Here is a 21859-nt window from a genome sequence, read left to right on the forward strand (position 1 = left end):
ACAATTTTGTCTATCAAATATAAAACAATTAAATCAGCTACTTACCATCTGGCATTTAATTTTATGTTGAAAGTCCGCGTAGTCATATAATTGGGAATAGCATACTGGCTCTTCGTATACACATCACGCACCCATGTATTGGTAATGGCATTCTGATTATCAAACATGTTGTAAATTTCAAATCCCAAGCTAAATTCCCTGAATTTTTTCAGCCAATTTTTAGTTGACTGAATGGCTGCATCTTTAAACACATAAGAAAAACCAATATCGGCACGACGATAATCCTTAAGACGTAATTGATATTGGTACGGATCAGCATAGGAAGGTGAACCACCCGGTAATCCGGTATTATACACTAAATTCAAGTATAATTTCATATTGGGAAGAACCGGCATATAATCCTGAAACAATAATCCGAATTTCAAGCGTTGGTCTGTCGGACGTGAGATATAACCACGATCATTCTGATTTTCCTCCGTTTTAAGATATCCGAAACTAAACCAGGATTCTGTCCCTGGAACAAATTCCCCATTCAAACGAAAATCGGCACCATACACATAAGCCACGGCATCATTATTAGCCCGATAACGTATACGTACATTATCGATTGTGTAAGTATTGACGTCGTCCAAGATTTTATAATATGCTTCCGAAACCAGCTTAAACGGTCGGCCCGACAATTTAAAACTGTAATCGTTACCAACGACAATATGATAGGACTTTTGAGCTTTTACATTCGGATTAACTTTTCCACTGTAGTCTCTTAGCTCCCTGTAAAAAGGCGGTTGCTGATATAATCCTCCGGACAAACGGAAAAGCATGTCAGTTTCCCATTCCGGTTTGATGGTAAATTGGGCTCTCGGACTAAAAACTATCTGATTCTTTCCATTCAGGTTATCGCCCTGAACCTTCCAATCATGTACTCTAGCACCTGCGTTAATCCAAATCTGACTGGAACCGATAGTTCCTCTGTAGTTCCATTGCCCATAACCGGAAAAACGATTAATCTGAACAAAATTAGTCGCCCTTACATTCTGATAGGGAGCCAACGGACCATAATAAGGAGTGTACGGCTGATCGTTTGGTAAAACAATTTTAGGCTGTGGCAATGAAAATCCGGCTGAATCCACTACTTCCCATTCTACTAATCGGTCGCGAATATCTTCTCTGGTATATTTGAATCCCCATTCTACCTGACTGCTTTTCTTTTTTATATCATGAAAACCTTTTACTTCAGCATTTACAATTAAAGCATCCAAGTTATTTCTTGCATGGGTTAATTGAGATCCCACACCTCGCGAAAAAACGACATCACCAAAAGAATCAGAACCGATATTGGAATCAATTTCTCCCAAACGATACTGCGCTAAAATATCAAAATACTCCTGTTCCTGAGTATGGTAAATCGAACCGATAAACTTGTATTTCGAATCTTCATTAGCCTGATACGTCGACTTTACAGCCCCAAAATACGTCAAATATTGATCTTTTTCTTGACCTTCATAAAGAACCTGTAAGGCTATTGGTTCATCAACCGTTCCAAAATTTGTCTGACGCGTTAAGGGTTCGTAGTTGTATTTGTTTTGCGAAATATTTCCTAAAAAACTCCACTCCCACTTTGCAGAAGCATCATAATTAATCTGAGTCTGAATATCGGCAAATGTTGGTGTGTAATTCGTTTCCGTTTCCTGACTGTTAACCAACAGACTGTTGTTTCGGTAGCGGATTCCGGTAATATTGCTCCATTTCTGATTTTTCGATACTAAATCAACTGTAGCACTACCTCCCAATAAACTCGCATCCAAAGCAGCCTGAAACTTCGTAGGTCTTCTGTAAGTGATATCCAGCACCGATGATAATTTATCTCCGTATTTTGCCTGAAAACCTCCTGCTGAGAAATCCACGTTGGAAACCATTTCTGTATTGGTAAAACTCAGACCTTCCTGCTGTCCTGAACGAATCAGGAATGGACGATATACTTCGATTTCATTTACATATACTAAATTCTCATCATAATTACCGCCACGAACTGCATACTGCGTGCTCAATTCGTTATTCGAATAAACACCGGGCAAGGTCTTCAAAATGTTTTCAACACCTGCGTTGGCACCTGGAATCATCCTGATAACCTGCGGTTCTATAGTAGTTATACCCTCCACTCGTTTTCTTCCGCCACTGGAAATCACAACTTCTCCCAATTGTTCCGATTTTTGATTCAAAACAACATTCAACTCATAATCCTCGTTGTTTTTCAATTCAACGGTAACGGTTGATTTTTTATAGGAAACGTGTGAAATTTCAATTGCAACCTTAACATTGGCTGGGATTTTTATCTGAAAGAAACCGTTCTCATTTGATTTAGTTGTAATGTCTCCCACTTTCACAGTAGCGTCTTCAATAGGTTTATTGGATTCGTCCAATAAAACACCTTTTACTCGAGCGGTCTGTGCTTGGGAAGCAAATCCCGTAATAAAAACAAAGAAAATTAAGAGATTAATTAGTTTTTTCAACTGGCAATTGGGTTTTAGTTTTAAAAAAATGAGTTTCAAAGATAGTGGAATTTCCCATTTTATCAGAAACTACTACTTTTAATTCGTTCTCGCCTTCATCGTAAACTGCGTCACTAAAATAATGCGTCAGGGATTTGGTTTTAAAATCGTAATCCATTAAAATCCACTTTCCGTTTAAGTAGCCATTGTATTCCTTTATACCGGACAAATCATCATTGATACGAACACTAATCGAATCCGATTTATCAAGATTGCTTCCCTCTGAAAAGGATGGACGGTAAATTTTAGGAGCGACTGTATCGGTCATTATTTTATATTTTCCCAAATCTTTGGTACGGATGGAAAACAAATCCCCCTTTTTATAAGTAGTAAAATACTCAGTTCCGCCACCGTTCATTCTCGCTATAAAAATTTTTTCACGATTTATATCAGGGATATTTGCAACATCGAAAGTAACCGTCAGGTTATTGTGAACCGGAACCGTTTCGTTATGAAGAAAAAGCACATTGTCTTTCACATCGAAATCCATATAAAAATCTTCATAAAAAGAACCTTCCGGAATAAATACAGAAACATTATCCTTGGTATAATTGCTATCATTTTTGGATTTCACAAAATAAGGCGTCCTCTTTTCCACTTTTGCAATGGTCGGTTCGGCATTGGAATATTGGATTGGAATATTGATCATTCGTTTGTTCTTATGAAAATCAGAAATTTCAATCCGATAATTGTAAACCATATCAGGAAGTACGACTACCTGTCCGTTTTTAGTATTTCTGCTTATCAGAGAAAAAGGATATGGTTTCTTGTAAAACAATTTCTGCACCGATTGATTCAGCGTTTTGTAACGGTAGTAATCGATAAAATTATTGATGTAGCGGGTTTCGTCAAAAGCGAATCGGTCAAACTCATAGGCAAACAACTTACTCCCGTTTAAAAAAGTTTCCACTTTGTAAATCCCATTCCAGTTGAAATTTTTATCGGACAAATCGTAAGTATTAATTCCGAAACCGATTGCACCTTTCGCCAAAACTTTAGAAGCCAGATAACTTCCGTCGGGTTGAAGCGATAAACTAACCGGAATAGGCCTTTGCGAATTATTCACAACAGAGCTGTCGCCTACCGCGTATACTACCAAATCATTAATAACAGGCGCTTTCGTGTCCGGCATCAGAATATCAAAACCGAAAAACATCGGGTTAATGGTTTCTTCCGTTTTGGTATCACGTATTTCAAAATGCAGATGGGCACCTCCTGAACTTCCTGTATTCCCGGAAAAAGCAATCAATTGTCCTTTTTTTACGGGTAATTCACCGACCCCCGGAAAAATCTCAATTTCATATGATTTTTGAGCATATTGTCGCTTTTTAATAAAATCAGCCAGAGGTTCCTCGTATTTTTTCAGGTGACCATAGACTGTAGTAAAACCGTTGGGATGTGTTATGTAAATGGCTTTACCATATCCTTTTTCGGATACTTTTATACGCGAAACGAAACCATCAGCAGCTGCATAAACCGGAAGCCCTTCTTTTTGCAGGGTTTTAAAGTCCAAACCTGAATGAAAATGATTTCCACGTAGCTCCGCGAAAGAACCAGAAGCATACAATGGGATATCTAAAGGGGGACGAAAATAATCTTTGGGGTACTCTTGGGTCTGACCAAGGCAAATGGCGGATAAAAACAGTAACAAATATGGCACTTTCATGTACAATAATTTTGGCTAATAGGTAGCTAAGATAGAAAAAAACTGTCATTAAAAGAATAGCACAACAAATTTTATATAACTGACTACACCACAAATTATTACCAAAAGAGTTGAAACATTTTTTAAAATTTAAACAAAAGTATTGTTATTTATCAAATGGAATACTAACTTTGTAAAATCGTGTAATGAAACAGGTCTGTAATGAGTGAATTAACTGAAATCATTGATTCTCTTGAAATTAAATTCTCTAAATTAGCCCAGAAGCTGGATAATTTAGAAAAAACAAATCAGGAATTGCGAAATGATTTATTGAAGTCTTCAAACATTATCAGCAAGCAGTCAGAGGAAATTTCCACATTGAAAAACCAATACGAAACCCTCAAAATGGCGAATTCATTACTTGGCAGTGACGAAAATAAAAGAGATACGAAACTCAAAATAAATTCATTAATTCGCGAAATCGATTATTGTATAGCACAACTTTCTGATTAAAAAGAATGAGTGAAAAGCTTAAAATAAAAATATCAATTGCAGACCGCGTATATCCCTTAACCGTGGATTATTCGCAGGAAGAAGGCTTAAGAACAGCCTCAAAGAAGATTGATGCCATGATTAAGCAATTCGAAGAAAACTATGCCGTAAGAGACAAACAGGACGTGTTAGCCATGTGCGCACTTCAGTTTGCTTCGCAAGTGGAACAAAAAAAAATTGACCAATCGACCGATCTGGAAAAGGCTTTTGACCGCTTAAAAGAAATAGATGAAAAGATGAGTGCAATTCTTTCTAAATAAACACGTTCTTTACATAAACTAAGATACTGCCTACATTAGTACCTATTTGATAAACTCAACACTAACAAATTAAAATGAGTGAATCTTCGCTTCTAAAGCAAACTGCCCTGAGCAGGTCCTTGAACAGCGAGTTAACTCAAAACTTGTCTTCACGAGTTTATGCAATACCCCTAATGTAGGCTTTTTTTTATATATAATTTTCAAATACACTATGAGCACATTAATTATAATTATTGGCTGTCTTGCCGGAATCGGAATTGGTTTTGGGATTGCGAAATATTTAGAGAAAACAAATGTTTCCAATCTAATTAAAAATGCTAAAAAAGAAGCTGCATCCATATTAAAAGACGCAAAAGTTGAAGCTGAATCCATCAAAAAAGACAAATTACTTCAGGCAAAAGAAAAATTCCTGGAATTAAAGTCTGAGCATGAAAAAGAAATTTTAGCCAAAGACAAAAAAATTGCAGAAGCAGAGAAAAGAACCCGTGATAAAGAATCTCAGGTTTCAAACGAATTGGCCAAAACCAAAAAATTAAACGACGAAGCCGACAGCAAAATAAACGATTACAACAATCGTTTAGAGCATATCGAGAAAAAGCAAGTAGAAATAGACCGTCTTCATAAAAGCCAGGTAGAACAACTGGAAACCATTTCCGGACTTTCTGCCGATGAAGCTAAAAATCAATTGGTGGAAAGCCTGAAAGCCGAAGCAAAAACAAACGCTATGGCACACATTCAGGAAACAATTGAAGAAGCCAAACTTACTGCTCAGCAGGAAGCTAAAAAAATCATTATCAACACTATTCAGCGTGTAGGTACAGAAGAAGCAGTGGAAAACTGTGTTTCTGTTTTCAACATTGAATCTGACGATGTAAAAGGACGAATCATCGGTCGTGAAGGACGTAACATCCGTGCTTTAGAAGCTGCTACAGGTGTTGAAATCATCGTTGACGATACTCCGGAAGCTATCATCCTTTCTTGTTTCGACCCTGTACGTCGTGAAATTGCACGTTTAGCACTACACAAACTGGTAACAGACGGACGTATCCACCCGGCACGTATCGAAGAAGTGGTTGCTAAAACAGCAAAGCAAATTGACGATGAAATCATTGAAGTTGGTAAACGTACGGTTATCGATTTAGGAATCCACGGACTACACCCTGAGTTAATCAAAATCGTGGGTCGTATGAAATACCGTTCTTCTTACGGACAAAACTTATTACAACACTCCAGAGAAGTTGCCAAACTTTGCGGTATCATGGCAGCTGAATTAGGCTTAAATGTAAAATTAGCGAAAAGAGCCGGTTTACTTCACGATATAGGAAAAGTTCCAGATACAGAAAGTGAATTGCCACACGCAATTTTAGGTATGCAATGGGCAGAGAAATACGGCGAAAAAGAAGAAGTATGTAACGCCATTGGAGCTCACCACGATGAAATCGAAATGAAATCATTGATCTCTCCGATTATCCAGGTTTGTGACGCTATTTCAGGAGCTCGTCCGGGCGCAAGACGTCAGGTATTGGATTCATACATCCAACGTTTGAAAGACCTTGAAGATATCGCTTACGGATTTAACGGCGTTAAAAACGCTTATGCCATCCAAGCTGGTCGTGAACTACGCGTGATTGTAGAAAGTGAAAAAGTAAGCGACGAAATGGCTGGAAACTTATCGTTTGATATTTCGCAGAAAATCCAAACCGAAATGACTTATCCGGGTCAGGTGAAGATTACGGTAATCCGCGAAACCCGAGCGGTGAATATTGCTAAATAACGATAACACTTATAAACTAAAAAAGGTCTGCTAAGCAGACCTTTTTTAGTTTATAACCTATTAAAAACATTACATATTTCCTAATCGACTTTCTTCAAGTCTTCAACAAGTCTTTTGACATTTTCGATGATCGTATCGTTTGAAACTTTCTTAGTATCAAAAGCCATACTTCCTGGATTGTAAGGCTTATATTTTTCGATGTTTGTAACCGAAAACAAACCTACCGTTGGTGTATTCACAGCACTTGCCAAATGCATTATCCCACAATCAGCTGTAATAAAAACTACCGTATTGGAAATAAAAGCCCCCATCTCTCTAATATCTCTGCTATAATAATGAGGTGCCTGAAATTGGATTTGGGAAACATTTTCAAACGGCAATACTTCAACAATATTATAATCCAGGAAAGCCTCTTTAAGTTTAGCGTAAAAATCGGCCCACCAGTTAACAGAAAAACATTTATCACCTGTGGCGAAGGTATAAATTGCAATTGTAGGTATCGAATTTCCTGAAACCGCTTCAACCAACTCCTTTCCAATGGCTAATTCTTCTGAATTCAGCTTTAAATCCATAGTAGCTACTTCGGCATCAGGCTTTTTCAAAATATTACCAGAAAGACAGCTGCGAAAGGCATAAACAGGACTTTTTGCCATATGCCATATTTCATCTGGCGTAGTGCCATCATCGAATTCATCTCCATAAAATTTGTAGCCGCTTCTGCTGAATTTTACCGAAAGTCTTCCGGAAGAAGAATTTTTATCCACATTAACTGCCAGATCATATTGGTAGCGACGCAGCGAAATCCAAACTTTTAAATACTTCAGCAGTTCCTTAAAAGGCTTTTTAGGCAACTGAATATCCCTTCCGATCGCATCATAATTTTTATAAAGTATCGGAATCAATCCACTTCTTACGAATAAATCAATCTTCGCATTCGGGAAAACCGTACTTATTTCCTGAATTAACGGCGACAACAATAATAAATTTCCCAATCGGCTATTCGGCCTGGAAACCAAAATCCTCTTTACAGATTTCGGATCGGCATCAAAAAGCTGTTTCTGACCGGAACTCCCGACATTTTTTGTCAATGAGCGCATTACACGTCTTCTGACTTTATTAATTTCTACTGATGTACTCATTAAATTATATTTATTGTACGCTTGTAAATCTTTTCAAATTTAAGATTTAAAACGATGTTCTTGGGTGATAACTCTTTACAATTTCCGATAGATGACTGCGATCCAAATGCATATAAACTTCTGTTGTAGTTATAGACTCGTGGCCTAACATCATTTGAATGGAACGTAAATCGGCGCCGTTTTCAAGTAAATGCGTTGCAAACGAATGTCTGAACGTGTGCGGACTAATCGACTTATTTAAATTGATTCTAACGGCTAAATCTTTAATAATGGTAAATATCATGGCGCGGGTTAATTGCTTTCCTCTCCGATTAAGAAAAAGCGTATCCTCGAACCCTTTTTGCACGGAAAGATGAGAACGAACCAAATCTTTATACAGCAGAATGTACTTCTGCGTAGAAGGACCGATAGGCACAAACCGTTGTTTATTCCCTTTTCCGGTGACTTTCACAAAACCTTCTTCAAAAAACAAATCTGATATCTTCAGACCGATTAGTTCCGAAACCCTTAATCCGCAACTGTAAAGCATTTCCAACATAGCTCTGTTGCGTTCTCCTTCTTCTTTTGACAAATCAATAGCACCAATCAACAAATCGATTTCCTGGACCGAAAGCGTATCCGGCAATTTACGTCCGGTTTTCGGCACTTCTATCAGTTCCAGCGGCGTAGTATTGCGATAGCCTTCAAAAATAAGGTAATTAAAAAAACTTTTTAAGCCGGAAATAATTCTGGACTGACTTTTGGCGTTTAGATTTCCGGATATCGAATAAATAAAATACTGAATCTGCTCTTCATTAATATCTACTGGTGAAAAATCCATCTTTTTTTCATCCAGAAACAGCATCAGCTTCTCAACATCCATTTGATAATTCACAATGGTATTCTCAGACAATCCGCGTTCTAACTTAAGATACGTTTTAAATTCCGTCAAAAAAGAAGACCATTGTTTCATAGGGCAAAAATAAAAAAAATCCCGAAGACTTTCAGGATTCTAAAATTTTCAAACTTTTTCTAACTTTTAGTGAGAAACACTTACTAAAAAACTTTACCCATTCCACAGAATGCTCATATGTCTTTTATATATCCGTTTTTCATTTCCCAACTGTTTGGCAATTAGAAAATATAAGCCGCACCAATTTGAACCGTCATACTCTTCACGTCGGAAGCATCTGATTTATCAATATCTGTCGTACCAAAATTTACGCGCCCGTTGGCACGGAATTTATCAGCGAAACTAACACCGAGTCCGGCAGCAATCGCAAGATCTGTATCTTCAATACTATCTTTAACATCGGTTGAACCTTGTTTAGCGTTCATAAGAAAACCCATTTGCGGTCCGGCTTCCAAATAAAACAAATTAAAAATATACAGTTTTGCCAAGACCGGAATATTAATATAATCCAATTTCAAGCTCTCAACAGAATGCCCTTCAAAATCATCAAATGCTGTCCCTTGAGTCGAATAAACAACTTCCGGTTGGATCGCCAAAAGTTTCAATACTTTTATTTCAGCAAAAAGACCTGCATTAAATCCTGCCAAAGATTTAGTGTTCTCGATATCTCCGGTCAATGAAGAAATATTTAAACCACCTTTAATACCCCAATTAAATTTTTGCGCTTGGACTGTAGTGACAGAAAGCGCGACAAATAATCCTAAAAAAAGTATTTTTTTCATATTTTTTGGTTTAGAAGTTTATCAAATATATAAAATACACATAAAAAAACCCGCGTACAACAGCGGGTTTTTTATTTTAAAAAATCTGATTATTAGAATTTGTATAATAATCCGAATTGAGCCTGAGCAAAAGGGTTGTTGAACAAGTTGATGTCCATTTTGAATACATCTTCTTCTCCTGGATCAGTCGGATCCTCATTGTTATACGAAATTACATTAGATACAATAAAGACAGCCGCAAGTTGTTTAGTAATGAAATAATTCACGCCTAAATCCAGGTTAGCTTTGAAAGCACTTGTATTATCTTCATGATCACCACCAGGAATAGGATCGATAAAATTAAATTCAGTTTTTCTATAGCTGTATCCTGCACCAACTTCACCATAAGCAACAAAACGCTTATTGTTTAATTCCAAGACATTATACCTGGCAAACGCTCCGATTCCCCAATTAGTATTTTTCACATTAGGATCTAGAGCACCAACTCGATCCTGGCTAGAAGACCCTAAATCCAAATCAGCTCCAACCGCTATTTGATCCTCTATCATGTAACCGAATTTAGGATTGAAAGAGAAAAGGCTTGAATCATCATCCGTTCTAACCTTAATCGATCCTTCGATGTACATATCACCTTTGGTAAAACCATATCCACCTTCACTTTTCGTTTCTTCCTGCGCATTAGCAAATCCAAATGCAAATACAGCAGCGACTGATAAAATAATTTTTTTCATAAATTTCTGTTTAAAATTAGTATTATAAATTTATCTATAATAACAACGGCAAATAACAACCTAAAAAGATGAGATATTAACAATTTAATTAACAAAAAAAGCCCCGCAATGCGGGGCTTTCGTTTATGATAATCGCTATGGATTAAAATCTGTATCCTAAACCAACTTGGAAACCAGTATTTTTTAAATCACCATCTTCATAATCAGCGATGTTAGACAAACCTAAGTTATATCTTGCATCAAACATTAAACCGCTAGCCATTTCATAACCAGCTCCGAAACCTAAACCAAAATCAACTGATTTAGTAGAATCGTCAAAAAGATCCTCGGCAGCTGCAACTTTAAACGCAACCTCTGGACCAGCCTGAATATTAAGACCTTCCATAACATAATATTTAGCCATGATAGGAAGTCTTAAATAGCTAAGACCTAAATCAAAACCATCTTCTTCAGCACCTTCGGTAGAAAACAACAACTCAGGCTGTACGTGGAATTTCTCTGAAACTGTGAAATCCGCTAAACCACCAATATAAAAACCAGTTTTCCCGTCAAGGCCATCAGCATCATCACCAGCGAAATTCGTGAATTGAACACCACCTTTAACTCCAAATTTAATTGCATCTGATGATGCCGATTTGTCCTGTGCATTAGCAAATCCGAAAGCGAATACTGCCGCAACAGTTAAAATAATTCTTTTCATAAATGAAACTTTAATAATTAGTGTATAAATCTACCTATAATAACAACAACTAATAACTACCTAAAAAAATAGCTATCAACAATATAATTAACAAAAAAAACCACAATGCAGGGCTTTTCCATATTAAGTCTATTCGAACAGATTAAAATTTGTAACCCGCAGATAATGAGAATACACCATTGTGGATTTCATCACTTGACTCATCAATATCATTAATATCTGACAAACCAAAATTATATCTTGCTCCGGCAAAAATATTATCAGTAAAATCGTATCCTACACCAATATTTAAACCAAAATCCATTGATTTCACATAATCTTTGAAATCAACCTCAACCGTCTCACCATAAGCAGAAACTTCATCTTTGGCACTTAATAAGAAACCAATTTGAGGACCTGCCTCAATACTTAATTTCTCATTAGCATAATATTTTGCCATGATTGGAATATTCAAATAATTTAATTTATACTTTTCCTCAACATTAACAGTTTCGAAGCCATCGAAGTCCGTGTACTCAGTTTTTGCACCCTGCATAGAGAACAATAGTTCCGGTTGAATCGCGAATTTGTCATTAATTTTATACTCCATAAAACCACCGATATGAATACCAACTAAAGATTTCGCATCTTCAGCATCTCCTGTTAAAGTCGACACATTCATACCGCCTTTTACACCAAATCTCATTTCCTTGTCCTGTGCATTAGCAAATCCGAAAGCGAATACTGCCGCAACAGTTAAAATTACTTTTTTCATGTTTAGTTTAAATTTTGAAAATTTACCTGACAAAACTATAAAAATTCCATTTTGATAAAATTTCAACTCAAAAAAATCAGCTGAAAAACCATAAAAATTAATCATAAAAAACCTATTTATTTGATTAACAACATCATATATATACAATATTTTTTGTTAAATTTTCATAATGAATTCAAAAAGCAGCTATTTTTTATAAGTTTTTTCCTATAAATTTTATTTTTTTTGTTATAAAAACAATTTACATTTGTCAAAAATGAAAAAAAAATAAACTAAACAGCCTTTTTTTTTATTTACAAAAAACTTAACCAAGCTCCTTTTTATTAAATTTACAAAAACAAAATTGTATGAAAATTGTCATAATCAACGGACCTAACTTAAACCTTTTAGGCAAACGTGAACCCGAAATCTACGGTAACGAAACTTTTGAAGATTACTTTTTTCTATTAAAAAAGAAATACACAACGATAGAACTTCACTATTTTCAAAGCAATATAGAAGGTGAAATAATCAGTAAATTACAGGAAGTCGGCTTCAGTTATGACGGTATAATTCTTAATGCCGCAGCCTATACACATACTTCAATCGGGATTGCAGATGCCGTAAAAGCTATTTCCTCCCCGGTAGTGGAAGTCCACATTTCGAACACATTCTCAAGGGAATCGTTCCGTCATGCTTCCTATATTTCACCAAATGCTAAGGGCGTGATTATCGGTTTTGGCTTAAAAAGTTACGAACTCGCCTTAAAATCTTTTTTATAACCCATACAACCCCAGGGCTACTTTTTGCGACTGCCCGGTAAAAAAAACATGAACAAACATTTTTTTCTGATTGCATTATTATTAGTATCCGCCACAGTCATCGCACAAATCAAAGGAAAAGTCACCGACAAATCCGGACAACCCATTCCCTACACAACCGTAATAATCGAAAATACTTATAACGGCACTTCAGCAAATGAAAATGGCTTATTCGAACTCATTGTCAAAGAAAAGGGAAATTACACTGTCATTTTCCAGTCACTGGGTTACAAGACAAAAAAAACAACTGCCGATGTTCAGGCGTTTCCTCATACCTTGAATGTGGTCTTAGAAGATGAAAATTACACTTTGACTGAAATGATCATCAAGCCGAATAAAGAAGATCCAGCTTATGAAATCATCCGAAACGCCATAAAAAAACGAAAAATTAATTCCGAAAAAACCGATAAATTCGAAGCCGATTTTTATTCACGTGGTATTTTCAGAGCCAAAAATGTACCGAAAAAATTCATGGGAATGGAGATTGGGGATTTTGACGGCGCATTGGACTCGACCGGAACTGGAATTCTTTATTTATCGGAAACCGTTTCAAAAATAGCCTTTGAAAAACCCAATAAAATAAAAGAGGAAATCATTGCTTCCAAAGTGAGCGGAGACGACAACGGTTTCAGTTTTAATACTGCCCAGGGTACTAATTATGACTTCTACGCCAATTATGTCGATATGGGCATCAACATGGTTTCTCCTATCGCAGATAATGCCATGTCGTACTACAAATACAAACTGGAAAGCATGTTTACTGATGACCACAATCAGCTCATCAACAAAATAAAGGTAACTGCAAAACGCGATAAAGAGCCCGTTTTCGAAGGATACATTTACATCGTGGAAGACACCTGGGCCATTTACGCTATTGATTTGAACAGTAAAGGCTACCGAATGCAGCAGCCAATCTTAGAATATATTGCTTTTACCCAGAACTTCAATTATAACCCAAACACCAGAATTTGGGCAAAAAACCAGCAAACTATCGATTTTAAAGCTTCCATCTTCGGAATGGGCTTTACCGGCAAATTCACGCACGTATTCAGCAACTATGTTTTCAAGGATAAGTTTGAGAAAAAAACATTCACTAAAGAGATTGCAAAAATCGAAAAAGACGCCAACAAAAAGGACACGATTTACTGGAATGTAAACCGCCCGGTTCCGTTAACGGATGAAGAAATCGGCGATTACCATAAAAAAGACAGCATACAAACCATTAGAAAATCGCAGGTTTATATGGATTCGTTGGACAGAAAGGGCAATAAATTCAAATTCCTGAAGATCTTCACAGGATATACTTATAAGTACAGCTACCACAATTGGTCGGCATCCTACAAAGGCATTTTAGATATAACGTCACTTGGTTTCAATACTGTTCAGGGCTGGAATCTTGATTCCGGGTTTTCGTTTACCAAACGCAATGAAGACAAAGGAACGTACACATTTATCAATTCGACGTTTAACTACGGATTTGCAGAAGACAGATTACGCGTAAATGGAAGCATTTATCATCGTTTCAACACTACAAATTACGCAGCAATATCAGCCTCGGGAGGAAGCAGCATCAACCAGTTCAATCCTTCCAATCCGATTTCAAATCTGATAAACTCCATCAGTACTTTGTTCTTTAAGGATAACTATGCAAAATACTACAACAAGGAATTCATAAAATTAGGATACAGTCAAAACATCCTGAACGGAGTTACTGCAAATGGAAGCATTGAATACTCGGCAAGAAAACCGCTTTTCAACAACACCGATTATGTGCTTATCAAAAACGATAAGGACTACACTTCCAACAACCCGCTTTTACCATACGACAATACGACCCCGGCCATTGTAAAACATAATTTGGTAAAGGCCAATATCGGGGCGAGAATCCGTTTTGACAATAAGTACATAACGCGCCCTGACGGTATAATAAACATCCCTAACAATGATTATCCTACACTTACCCTGAATTACGAAAAAGGGTTTGCCGGAAGTGAGGACATTTACAATTATGATTATTTATCCACAATGGTGGATTATGACAAGACATTCGGCAATAAAGGTGATTTTGCCATCCGTTTGAAAGCCGGACAGTTTTTTAATGCCGACAATATTTCTTTTGTCGATTACAAACACTTCAACGGAAACCAGACACATGTTGGCACAGCTGACAAATACCTGAACGTATTTAATATGCTTCCGTATTACACGCACAGTACAAACGATGCCTATGTCGAAACCCACATGGAACACAATGACAAAGGATTCATTATGAACAAAATCCCGCTTATCAACAAACTGCAGTGGAATCTTGTTGTCGGTTTCCACATGCTGAACGTCCCGGATTTCAAACCGTATCAGGAATATACGGTTGGATTTGACAATGTAGGTTTTGGAAAATTCCGATTTTTCAGATTTGATTATGTCCGTTCCTACCAAGACGGTTTCCAGACAGACGGAGTCGTATTTGGGTTGAAGTTTTTGAATATTCTCAACTAAAAGAAACAATCATGAAACAATCAGGCGCACCGGCAACCCCAGTGCGTTTTTTTATTTCCAAAAAACATCGTAGGCAAAACGAATCAAGGTTCCGACAACTACCACTAAGAAGAATGCACGGATAAATCCGTTACCCTTACTGATTGCTAATTTTGCTCCTATAAAACCGCCGAGCGCATTGCATAACGCCATAGGCAAGGCTATCATCCAAATAATTTTCCCTTTCAGCACAAAGAGGCAAATAGAACCGAAATTGGTTGCCAGATTAACCATTTTCGCATTCGCGGAAGCATGAAGAAAATCTAATCCCAATACAGAAACAAAAGCCACAACAAAGAAGCTTCCTGTACCCGGACCGATAAAACCATCGTAGAACCCGATGGTCATACTAATTATCACCGCATAAATTATCTGAGTTTTAACCGATAAAAGCTTTTCCTGATGCTGTCCGAAATTTTTCTTTATAAACGTATAAAACGCCAGTAATGTAAGCACCACCAGCAATAAGGGCTTCATGAAATCATTACTGACATGCGTTAACAAAGTAGAACCGGCAAAGGCCGAAGCAAACGCTATCAGCGACATGACCATCAGTAGTCTCCAATTCATTGTTACTTTCTTAAGATATTGGTAGGCTGCAAAACCAGTTCCGCTGAAGGCCGGAATTTTTAAGGAACCGATAATATTAGCCACCGGCACATTAGGCATTAAAATCAAAGCAACGGGCGTCTGGATCAATCCACCACCACCAACAATAGCATCTACAAAACCGGCAGCAAAAGCGGCAAGGCAAAGAAAAAGTAAAATATCAATTTCCATAGTAAAAAGAAAAAAGCCGAATTCGAATGAATTCAGCTTTTTATATGTTTAGTGATCACACATAATTACGCTCGAATGATGTTTGCGCCTAAGGCTCTCAAACGTTCGTCAATTTTTTCGTAACCTCTGTCAATTTGCTCAATATTCTGAATGGTACTCGTTCCTTTTGCAGAAAGTGCCGCAATCAGCAATGAAATTCCTGCACGGATATCCGGAGAACTCATTGTAGTGGCTTTCAGCTGCGATTTGAAATCGTGCCCCATTACCACCGCTCTGTGCGGATCGCACAACATGATTTTTGCACCCATGTCGATTAATTTATCCACAAAGAACAAACGGCTTTCAAACATTTTCTGGTGAATCAGTACATCACCTTTTGCCTGAGTAGCCACAACTAAAATGATACTCAATAAATCAGGAGTAAATCCTGGCCACGGAGCATCGGCTATGGTTAAAATGGAACCATCAATATCGGTTTTAACTTCGTAACCGTTGTTATGCGCCGGGATATAAATATCGTCGTCACGTCTTTCCACGGTGATTCCCAGTTTTCTGAAAACATTCGGAATTACACCAAGATTGTCCCAACTTACATTTTTTATGGTAATCTCGCTTCTGGTCATTGCTGCCAATCCAATCCACGAACCAATTTCAACCATGTCAGGAAGAATTCTGTGTTCGCATCCGCTAAGACTCTCAACTCCTTCGATAGTCAATAAATTTGAACCTACTCCGGTAATTTTCGCTCCCATCGAGTTCAGCATTTTACATAATTGCTGCAAATAAGGTTCGCAGGCAGCGTTGTAAATTGTTGTTGTCCCTTCTGCCAAAACAGCGGCCATCACAATATTAGCGGTACCAGTCACCGATGCTTCATCTAAAAGCATATAGGTCCCCTGCAATCTTCCGTCTATTTCAACGCCATAAAAATGATCAGCTCTTTCGTATCTGAATTTGGCACCAAGGTTAATGAATCCTTCAAAATGTGTATCCAAACGACGACGTCCAATTTTATCACCTCCCGGTTTTGGAATATATCCTTTTCCAAAACGGGCCAAAAGCGGACCTACGATCATAATCGAACCACGAAGTGCACCACCTTCTTTTTTGAACGCTTCTGTTTCAAGATAGTTGATATTTACCTCATCGGCCTGGAAAGTATAATCTCCGGAACCGTTTTTTTGAATTTTAACACCCAAATTACCCAAAAGCGTAATCAGTTTATTAACGTCGATAATATCAGGAATGTTTGTTATTCGTACTTTTTCTGAAGTCAACAAAACCGGACATAAAACCTGCAGCGCTTCATTTTTAGCTCCTTGAGGATGAACGTCTCCTTTTAACTGTATACCTCCTTCTATCTTAAATGTTCCCATGGCGTTTTTCAAAAATTATTTTCTGTTGCTGTTCTTATTGTTGCTTCGCGGATTGAAATTCTTTCCGCCGGTATTCCCTTTTCCTTTCGGATTGTTGAATTGTGCTTTATTGGACATTTTTTTATTCACTCGCATCAAATCGGTCGTATTGGAAAGCTCTTCATCCGTTTTTACCAAGTTGATTTTTCCTCCCGACAGTTCGTACAAATGCTCGAAAATTACGTCATCCTTAACCGTATCTTTATTCCAGCTCAGATAACATTTTTTCATATGATTTGCAATCACACGGATAAGCGTGTTTTTCAGATCGCTTTCCTCCCATTTGTTGGCCACATCAATCATGTATTTGATATTGTTTCCATAAAAACGGTATTTCGGGAAGTTCTGAGGGTAATTAAGCTTTTCCGGTTTCTGATGCAACACTTCTTTGCTCGGAATCGGATATGGTGAATCTACATCCAGTTTGAAATCGGACATGATAAAAATCTGGTCCCAAAGTTTATGCTGAAAATCGGGCACGTCGCGCAAGTGCGGATTCAACCCTCCCATCACCGAAATGATGTATCGCGCCGCTTTGTTACGCTCTTCGCGATCCTCAATTAAAGTCGCCTGATCAATCAGCTTCTGTAAATGACGACCGTATTCCGGAATGATCAGATGCGGGCGTTCGGCATTGTATTCCAAAAAATGTACGGCTTGTTCTGGTGTAAATTGCATGTTTGGTTTTTATAAAGAAATAATCCCTTCTACTTTTGTCAGCTCTACGTACTTATCAATAACACTTTGAGCGCTTTTCATGGTAACGTTAACCGAAACACTGGTATATTTTCCTGTCTTTGACTGATTTGTTTCAATTACCGCTCCCATACCATCGAATGAAGTTTCAATTACGTTAATCTTATCAACATCCGTCGGAACTATAAATTTAAACAAATATTCGGAAGGCCATACCGTTGAGTTAATTAATTCTTCTTTAAGCCTATGGTAAAATTCTTCTGTCTTCTTATCCATTGTTCAATCAAAAATAAAAGCAAATATACATTAGAGTTATGAATTATGTATGATGATTTCTGAGTTTTTGCCCATTAAAAAACAACAATCCCGAAAAGAATTACCCCATTTAACTAAAAAATGTAAATTTGCGCCTTATTTTAAAAAAGTGGCTAAAGAAATTGTACTAATTATTGGCGGACCCGGATCAGGGAAAACCACTGTTATAGAGGGCTTGACAGATAAAGGATACCTGTGTTATCCCGAAGTTTCGCGCGAAGTAATTCATGAAGCCCGCAAACAGGGAATTGAACAATTATTCCTTGAAAAGCCACTTTTATTCAGTGAATTATTACTGGAAGGAAGAAAAAAACAATTTCAGAATGCCGTTCTTGAAAACAAAGACTTCGTTTTTATCGATCGAGGTATTCCAGATGTTTTGGCATACATGCATTATATAGGCGATGCTTATCCTTCTTTTTTTGATCAGGCCTGCCGAGAGCACAAGTACAGCAAAGTATTCATCCTTCCGCCCTGGGAAGAAATTTACACCAGTGACGAAGCCCGTTACGAAACCTATGAACAAGCTGTCCTAATTCAGGAACACCTTATCGAAACCTACGAAAATTATGGCTATTCGCTTATTGAAGTCCCAAAAGACACTTTGGAAAACCGAATTGATTTTATTCTCGAAAATCTGAAGAATTAAGTTATATTCGTATTCTATATAGGTTTTACAATTTGGACGCACAGCAAATTCTAAAAAAATACTGGAACCACGATTCGTTCCGTGAGCCGCAGGAAGCAATTATCCAATCGGTTCTGGAAGGAAAAGACGCTTTTGCACTGCTCCCAACCGGCGGCGGAAAATCGATTTGTTTTCAGGTACCGGCCATGATAAAACCGGGAATCTGCCTGGTTATTTCCCCGTTGATCGCCTTAATGAAAGACCAGGTCCAGAATCTGCAAAAACGAAACATAAAAGCAATCGCTTTAACAGGTGGAATTTCTTCAGACGAAACCATCGATTTGCTTGATAATTGTCAGTTCGGAAACTATAAATTCCTTTATCTTTCCCCGGAACGACTGCAATCTGACTGGGTTTTGGAGCGTATAAAAGGCCTTCCGATAAATCTTATCGCCATTGACGAAGCACATTGTGTCTCGCAATGGGGCCATGATTTCCGACCTGCCTATTTAAAAATTTCAAAACTAAAAGAGTATTTCCCGAAAGTTCCTTTTTTGGCTTTAACAGCTTCAGCCACACAAAGAGTTCAGGACGACATCTGCACACAGCTAGGATTAACAAACCCGGCGGTATTCAAAAAATCATTTGCAAGAGAAAATATTGCTTACATGGTTTTTGAAGCCGAAGACAAGCTTTTCAGAATCCAGCAGATTCTCACTAAAAACCCGGAACCTTCAATAATTTATGTCCGCAACCGAAAAGCCTGCCATGACGTATCGGCACAAGTGGCTGCAATGGGATTCAAAAGCACATTTTATCACGGCGGACTTACACAGAAAGAAAAAGGAAAAAACATGCAGTCATGGCTCATGGAAGATGTTCAGGTAATGGTTGCCACAAACGCCTTTGGCATGGGAATCGACAAACCCAATGTCCGCACGGTAATCCATATCCAACTTCCCGAAAACCTTGAGAATTACTATCAGGAAGCAGGCCGCGCCGGACGAAACGGAGTAAAAGCCTTTGCCGTTTTACTTCTTGCCCCGTCGGATATCCAAACTACAGAAAGCCAGTTTCTTTCCGTATTGCCCGATAAAACCTTTTTAAAAGAAGTTTACATCAAACTCAATAATTATTTTCAGATAGGATACGGCGAAGGTATTAACGAAACTTTCTCGTTTAATCTGAACCATTTTTGCCAGCGGTACAAATTCCCTGTTCTGAAAACCTTCAATGCGATGCAGTTTCTGGACAATCAAGGAATCATTTCACTTTCCAAAGAATTTTCAGAAAAAATCACCATCCGTTTCTCATTAGAAAGCCGTGAAATCATACGTTATATAAGTATGAATCCGTCCGACGAGCCAGTAATTACAGCTATATTACGTAATTATAGCGGAGTATACGAAATAGACACAGCCATCAACACCAATCTGATTGCACGAAAATCAGGCACTTCCGAAGAAAATGTGATCGAAGTGTTGAAACGAATGCATCAGAAGGAAATCTGTATATTACACAGTCAGTCTAACGACAGTCAACTCACCTTCAACGAAGTACGCGAAGACGAGCGAACCATAAACCGAATTGCGAAATTCCTGCAACAGCAGAACGAAATTAAAATAAAGCAATTTGAATCGGTTATCCGATATGTATCGGACAAGAAACAATGCAAAAGCAGATTACTCCTGGAGTATTTTGGAGAAACAGACACTAAAGAATGTGGCATCTGCTCATTTTGCATCACTCAGAAAAAAACAGAAAAGAGTCCTCTTGAAATTGCAAAAAACGTATTGGCCCTGCTTAAAAACTCGCCTTTATCCTCAAGAGAAATCGAAAATTCACTGGAATTAAGCACAGAGGAAACTATCTTTGCACTTCAGCTTTTGTTGGAAAACAACAAAGTAAAAATCAATAATCAAAACCAATACATTAGTCTATAATGGAAAAGTTACGCATTGTTTTTATGGGAACTCCCGAGTTTGCCGTAGGAATCCTTGACACTATATATAAGAACAATTATGAAATCGTTGGTGTGATCACCGCTGCAGACAAACCGGCGGGTCGCGGACAAAAGATCAAATATTCGGCGGTAAAAGAATACTCTTTGGAGCACAACCTTCATTTGTTGCAGCCTACCAACCTGAAAGACGAAACTTTTTTAGAAGAATTGCGAAGCCTTAACGCAAATCTTCAGATTGTTGTTGCTTTCAGAATGTTGCCTGAAGTAGTTTGGCGCATGCCTAAATTCGGAACCTTTAACCTTCACGCTTCTCTATTACCGGAATACCGCGGAGCAGCACCTATTAACTGGGCAATTATCAACGGAGAAATCAAAACCGGAGTGACCACGTTTTTCATAGACGATAAAATCGATACCGGAGCGATGATTCTAAGCGATGAAGTTACCATTGGCGAAAATGAATCGGCAGGTGAATTGCATGACCGCTTAATGGCATTGGGAAGCGGGACCGTTTTAAAGACATTATCCCTTATCGAGCAAGGAAACGTTACAACTACAATTCAGTCCACCAGTGATGACATAAAAACGGCTTATAAGCTTAATAAAGACAATTGCAAGATCGATTTCAGTAAAGACGGAAGCGAAATTCACAACCTGGTGCGTGGCTTGAGTCCGTATCCGGCAGCCTGGTGTTATATTAAAGACAACGATCAGGAGTGGAATGTAAAAATTTACGAAACCTCTTTCATGAAAGACGCTCATCAACATGAGCAAGGAAAGGTGCTTTCAACTAAAAAAGAATTGAAAATCGCAGTAAGAGGAGGTTATCTAAATATTCACAGTTTACAGTTTCCGGGAAAGAAAAGAATGCAGACACACGAACTTTTAAACGGAATTTCGTTCAGTGAAAATGCTATAGCGCTGTAGCCCCAGTAAACACTAAGACTCC

At 37.8% G+C, this 21859-nt stretch carries 20 protein-coding genes and 1 other RNA gene; 9 read left to right on the forward strand and 12 right to left on the reverse strand.

Features of this window, described 5'->3' with window-relative positions:
• Nucleotides 1-41: 41 nt before the first annotated feature.
• Entirely contained in the window at nucleotides 42-2510 is a 2469-nt protein-coding gene (locus tag LZF87_RS14390; RefSeq protein WP_244340016.1) for a TonB-dependent receptor, read from the reverse strand.
• Nucleotides 2494-4215, reverse strand: coding sequence for a M23 family metallopeptidase (locus LZF87_RS14395; protein ID WP_244340017.1), 1722 nt, complete (start codon nucleotides 4213-4215; stop codon nucleotides 2494-2496). Before LZF87_RS14395 ends, LZF87_RS14390 begins: the two co-directional genes overlap by 17 nt.
• Nucleotides 4216-4416: 201 nt before the next feature.
• Between LZF87_RS14395 and LZF87_RS14400 the strand changes: the two genes are divergently transcribed.
• From LZF87_RS14400 to rny, 4 genes are all read left to right on the forward strand, one after another.
• The gene (locus tag LZF87_RS14400; RefSeq protein ID WP_244340019.1) at nucleotides 4417-4707 is read left to right on the forward strand and encodes a hypothetical protein; all 291 of its coding nucleotides are present in this window, start codon (nucleotides 4417-4419) and stop codon (nucleotides 4705-4707) included.
• 5 nt (nucleotides 4708-4712) lie between these two features.
• Nucleotides 4713-5006 carry a cell division protein ZapA gene (locus tag LZF87_RS14405; RefSeq protein WP_244340021.1) on the forward strand — a complete coding sequence of 98 codons (294 nt, stop codon included), beginning with the start codon at nucleotides 4713-4715 and terminating at the stop codon, nucleotides 5004-5006.
• Nucleotides 5007-5059: 53 nt separating this feature from the next.
• A non-coding RNA gene (gene ssrS, locus LZF87_RS14410) (6S RNA) lies at nucleotides 5060-5165 on the forward strand.
• Nucleotides 5166-5217: 52 nt separating this feature from the next.
• Entirely contained in the window at nucleotides 5218-6780 is a 1563-nt protein-coding gene (gene rny, locus LZF87_RS14415) for a ribonuclease Y (RefSeq protein ID WP_244340023.1), read from the forward strand.
• Nucleotides 6781-6860: 80 nt separating this feature from the next.
• On the opposite strand, the gene LZF87_RS14420 is transcribed toward rny, so the two are convergent.
• The 6 genes from LZF87_RS14420 to LZF87_RS14445 all read right to left on the reverse strand — a co-directional run bounded on the left by LZF87_RS14420 (nucleotide 6861) and on the right by LZF87_RS14445 (nucleotide 11778).
• Nucleotides 6861-7919: a glycosyltransferase family 9 protein gene (locus LZF87_RS14420; protein ID WP_244340025.1), complete on the reverse strand. Its 1059-nt coding sequence runs from the start codon at nucleotides 7917-7919 to the stop codon at nucleotides 6861-6863.
• Nucleotides 7920-7965: 46 nt separating this feature from the next.
• Entirely contained in the window at nucleotides 7966-8871 is a 906-nt protein-coding gene (gene xerD / locus LZF87_RS14425; RefSeq protein ID WP_244340027.1) for a site-specific tyrosine recombinase XerD, read from the reverse strand.
• Between the two features lie 161 nt (nucleotides 8872-9032).
• Entirely contained in the window at nucleotides 9033-9593 is a 561-nt protein-coding gene (locus tag LZF87_RS14430) for a porin family protein (RefSeq protein WP_244340029.1), read from the reverse strand.
• 92 nt (nucleotides 9594-9685) lie between these two features.
• Nucleotides 9686-10324: an outer membrane beta-barrel protein gene (locus tag LZF87_RS14435; RefSeq protein ID WP_244340031.1), complete on the reverse strand. Its 639-nt coding sequence runs from the start codon at nucleotides 10322-10324 to the stop codon at nucleotides 9686-9688.
• A 142-nt stretch (nucleotides 10325-10466) separates the two neighbouring features.
• Complete coding sequence (locus tag LZF87_RS14440) at nucleotides 10467-11024, reverse strand: porin family protein (RefSeq protein ID WP_244340033.1); 558 nt, start codon at nucleotides 11022-11024, stop codon at nucleotides 10467-10469.
• 142 nt (nucleotides 11025-11166) lie between these two features.
• Nucleotides 11167-11778, reverse strand: a complete 612-nt coding sequence (locus LZF87_RS14445; RefSeq protein ID WP_244340035.1) for a porin family protein — start codon at nucleotides 11776-11778, stop codon at nucleotides 11167-11169.
• Between the two features lie 347 nt (nucleotides 11779-12125).
• On the opposite strand from LZF87_RS14445, the gene aroQ reads away from it, so the two are divergent.
• Nucleotides 12126-12539 (forward strand): type II 3-dehydroquinate dehydratase, encoded by a 414-nt coding sequence (gene aroQ / locus LZF87_RS14450; RefSeq protein WP_244340037.1) that lies wholly within the window; start codon nucleotides 12126-12128, stop codon nucleotides 12537-12539.
• Between the two features lie 48 nt (nucleotides 12540-12587).
• Nucleotides 12588-15074 (forward strand): DUF5686 and carboxypeptidase regulatory-like domain-containing protein, encoded by a 2487-nt coding sequence (locus LZF87_RS14455; protein ID WP_244340039.1) that lies wholly within the window; start codon nucleotides 12588-12590, stop codon nucleotides 15072-15074.
• 51 nt (nucleotides 15075-15125) lie between these two features.
• Here LZF87_RS14455 and LZF87_RS14460 read toward each other — a convergent pair whose 3' ends face one another.
• From LZF87_RS14460 to LZF87_RS14475, 4 genes are all read right to left on the reverse strand, one after another.
• Nucleotides 15126-15893: a sulfite exporter TauE/SafE family protein gene (locus tag LZF87_RS14460; RefSeq protein WP_244340041.1), complete on the reverse strand. Its 768-nt coding sequence runs from the start codon at nucleotides 15891-15893 to the stop codon at nucleotides 15126-15128.
• 65 nt (nucleotides 15894-15958) lie between these two features.
• Complete coding sequence (gene murA, locus LZF87_RS14465) at nucleotides 15959-17269, reverse strand: UDP-N-acetylglucosamine 1-carboxyvinyltransferase (protein ID WP_244340043.1); 1311 nt, start codon at nucleotides 17267-17269, stop codon at nucleotides 15959-15961.
• A 15-nt stretch (nucleotides 17270-17284) separates the two neighbouring features.
• Nucleotides 17285-17986, reverse strand: a complete 702-nt coding sequence (locus tag LZF87_RS14470) for a DUF4290 domain-containing protein (RefSeq protein WP_244340044.1) — start codon at nucleotides 17984-17986, stop codon at nucleotides 17285-17287.
• A 9-nt stretch (nucleotides 17987-17995) separates the two neighbouring features.
• Nucleotides 17996-18280, reverse strand: a complete 285-nt coding sequence (locus LZF87_RS14475) for a DUF493 family protein (RefSeq protein ID WP_244340047.1) — start codon at nucleotides 18278-18280, stop codon at nucleotides 17996-17998.
• 148 nt (nucleotides 18281-18428) lie between these two features.
• On the opposite strand from LZF87_RS14475, the gene LZF87_RS14480 reads away from it, so the two are divergent.
• The 3 genes from LZF87_RS14480 to fmt are packed head-to-tail and all read left to right on the forward strand — an operon-like array spanning nucleotide 18429 to nucleotide 21837.
• Nucleotides 18429-18968 carry an AAA family ATPase gene (locus LZF87_RS14480; RefSeq protein ID WP_244340048.1) on the forward strand — a complete coding sequence of 180 codons (540 nt, stop codon included), beginning with the start codon at nucleotides 18429-18431 and terminating at the stop codon, nucleotides 18966-18968.
• A 32-nt stretch (nucleotides 18969-19000) separates the two neighbouring features.
• Nucleotides 19001-20890 (forward strand): RecQ family ATP-dependent DNA helicase, encoded by a 1890-nt coding sequence (locus LZF87_RS14485; RefSeq protein ID WP_244340050.1) that lies wholly within the window; start codon nucleotides 19001-19003, stop codon nucleotides 20888-20890.
• Entirely contained in the window at nucleotides 20890-21837 is a 948-nt protein-coding gene (gene fmt / locus LZF87_RS14490) for a methionyl-tRNA formyltransferase (RefSeq protein WP_244340052.1), read from the forward strand. Before LZF87_RS14485 ends, fmt begins: the two co-directional genes overlap by 1 nt.
• Nucleotides 21838-21859: the final 22 nt, after the last annotated feature.

Source organism: Flavobacterium enshiense, assembly GCF_022836875.1.
Classification (GTDB): Bacteria; Bacteroidota; Bacteroidia; order Flavobacteriales; family Flavobacteriaceae; genus Flavobacterium; species Flavobacterium enshiense_A.

Coding starts and splice junctions, on each gene's coding strand:
- LZF87_RS14395 (WP_244340017.1), bottom strand. CDS start 4,215: ATGAAAGTGCCATATTTGTTACTGTTTTTATCCGCCATTTGCCTTGGT.
- LZF87_RS14400 (WP_244340019.1), top strand. CDS start 4,417: ATGAGTGAATTAACTGAAATCATTGATTCTCTTGAAATTAAATTCTCT.
- LZF87_RS14405 (WP_244340021.1), top strand. CDS start 4,713: ATGAGTGAAAAGCTTAAAATAAAAATATCAATTGCAGACCGCGTATAT.
- rny (WP_244340023.1), top strand. CDS start 5,218: ATGAGCACATTAATTATAATTATTGGCTGTCTTGCCGGAATCGGAATT.
- LZF87_RS14420 (WP_244340025.1), bottom strand. CDS start 7,919: ATGAGTACATCAGTAGAAATTAATAAAGTCAGAAGACGTGTAATGCGC.
- xerD (WP_244340027.1), bottom strand. CDS start 8,871: ATGAAACAATGGTCTTCTTTTTTGACGGAATTTAAAACGTATCTTAAG.
- LZF87_RS14430 (WP_244340029.1), bottom strand. CDS start 9,593: ATGAAAAAAATACTTTTTTTAGGATTATTTGTCGCGCTTTCTGTCACT.
- LZF87_RS14435 (WP_244340031.1), bottom strand. CDS start 10,324: ATGAAAAAAATTATTTTATCAGTCGCTGCTGTATTTGCATTTGGATTT.
- LZF87_RS14440 (WP_244340033.1), bottom strand. CDS start 11,024: ATGAAAAGAATTATTTTAACTGTTGCGGCAGTATTCGCTTTCGGATTT.
- LZF87_RS14445 (WP_244340035.1), bottom strand. CDS start 11,778: ATGAAAAAAGTAATTTTAACTGTTGCGGCAGTATTCGCTTTCGGATTT.
- aroQ (WP_244340037.1), top strand. CDS start 12,126: ATGAAAATTGTCATAATCAACGGACCTAACTTAAACCTTTTAGGCAAA.
- LZF87_RS14455 (WP_244340039.1), top strand. CDS start 12,588: ATGAACAAACATTTTTTTCTGATTGCATTATTATTAGTATCCGCCACA.
- LZF87_RS14460 (WP_244340041.1), bottom strand. CDS start 15,893: ATGGAAATTGATATTTTACTTTTTCTTTGCCTTGCCGCTTTTGCTGCC.
- murA (WP_244340043.1), bottom strand. CDS start 17,269: ATGGGAACATTTAAGATAGAAGGAGGTATACAGTTAAAAGGAGACGTT.
- LZF87_RS14470 (WP_244340044.1), bottom strand. CDS start 17,986: ATGCAATTTACACCAGAACAAGCCGTACATTTTTTGGAATACAATGCC.
- LZF87_RS14475 (WP_244340047.1), bottom strand. CDS start 18,280: ATGGATAAGAAGACAGAAGAATTTTACCATAGGCTTAAAGAAGAATTA.
- fmt (WP_244340052.1), top strand. CDS start 20,890: ATGGAAAAGTTACGCATTGTTTTTATGGGAACTCCCGAGTTTGCCGTA.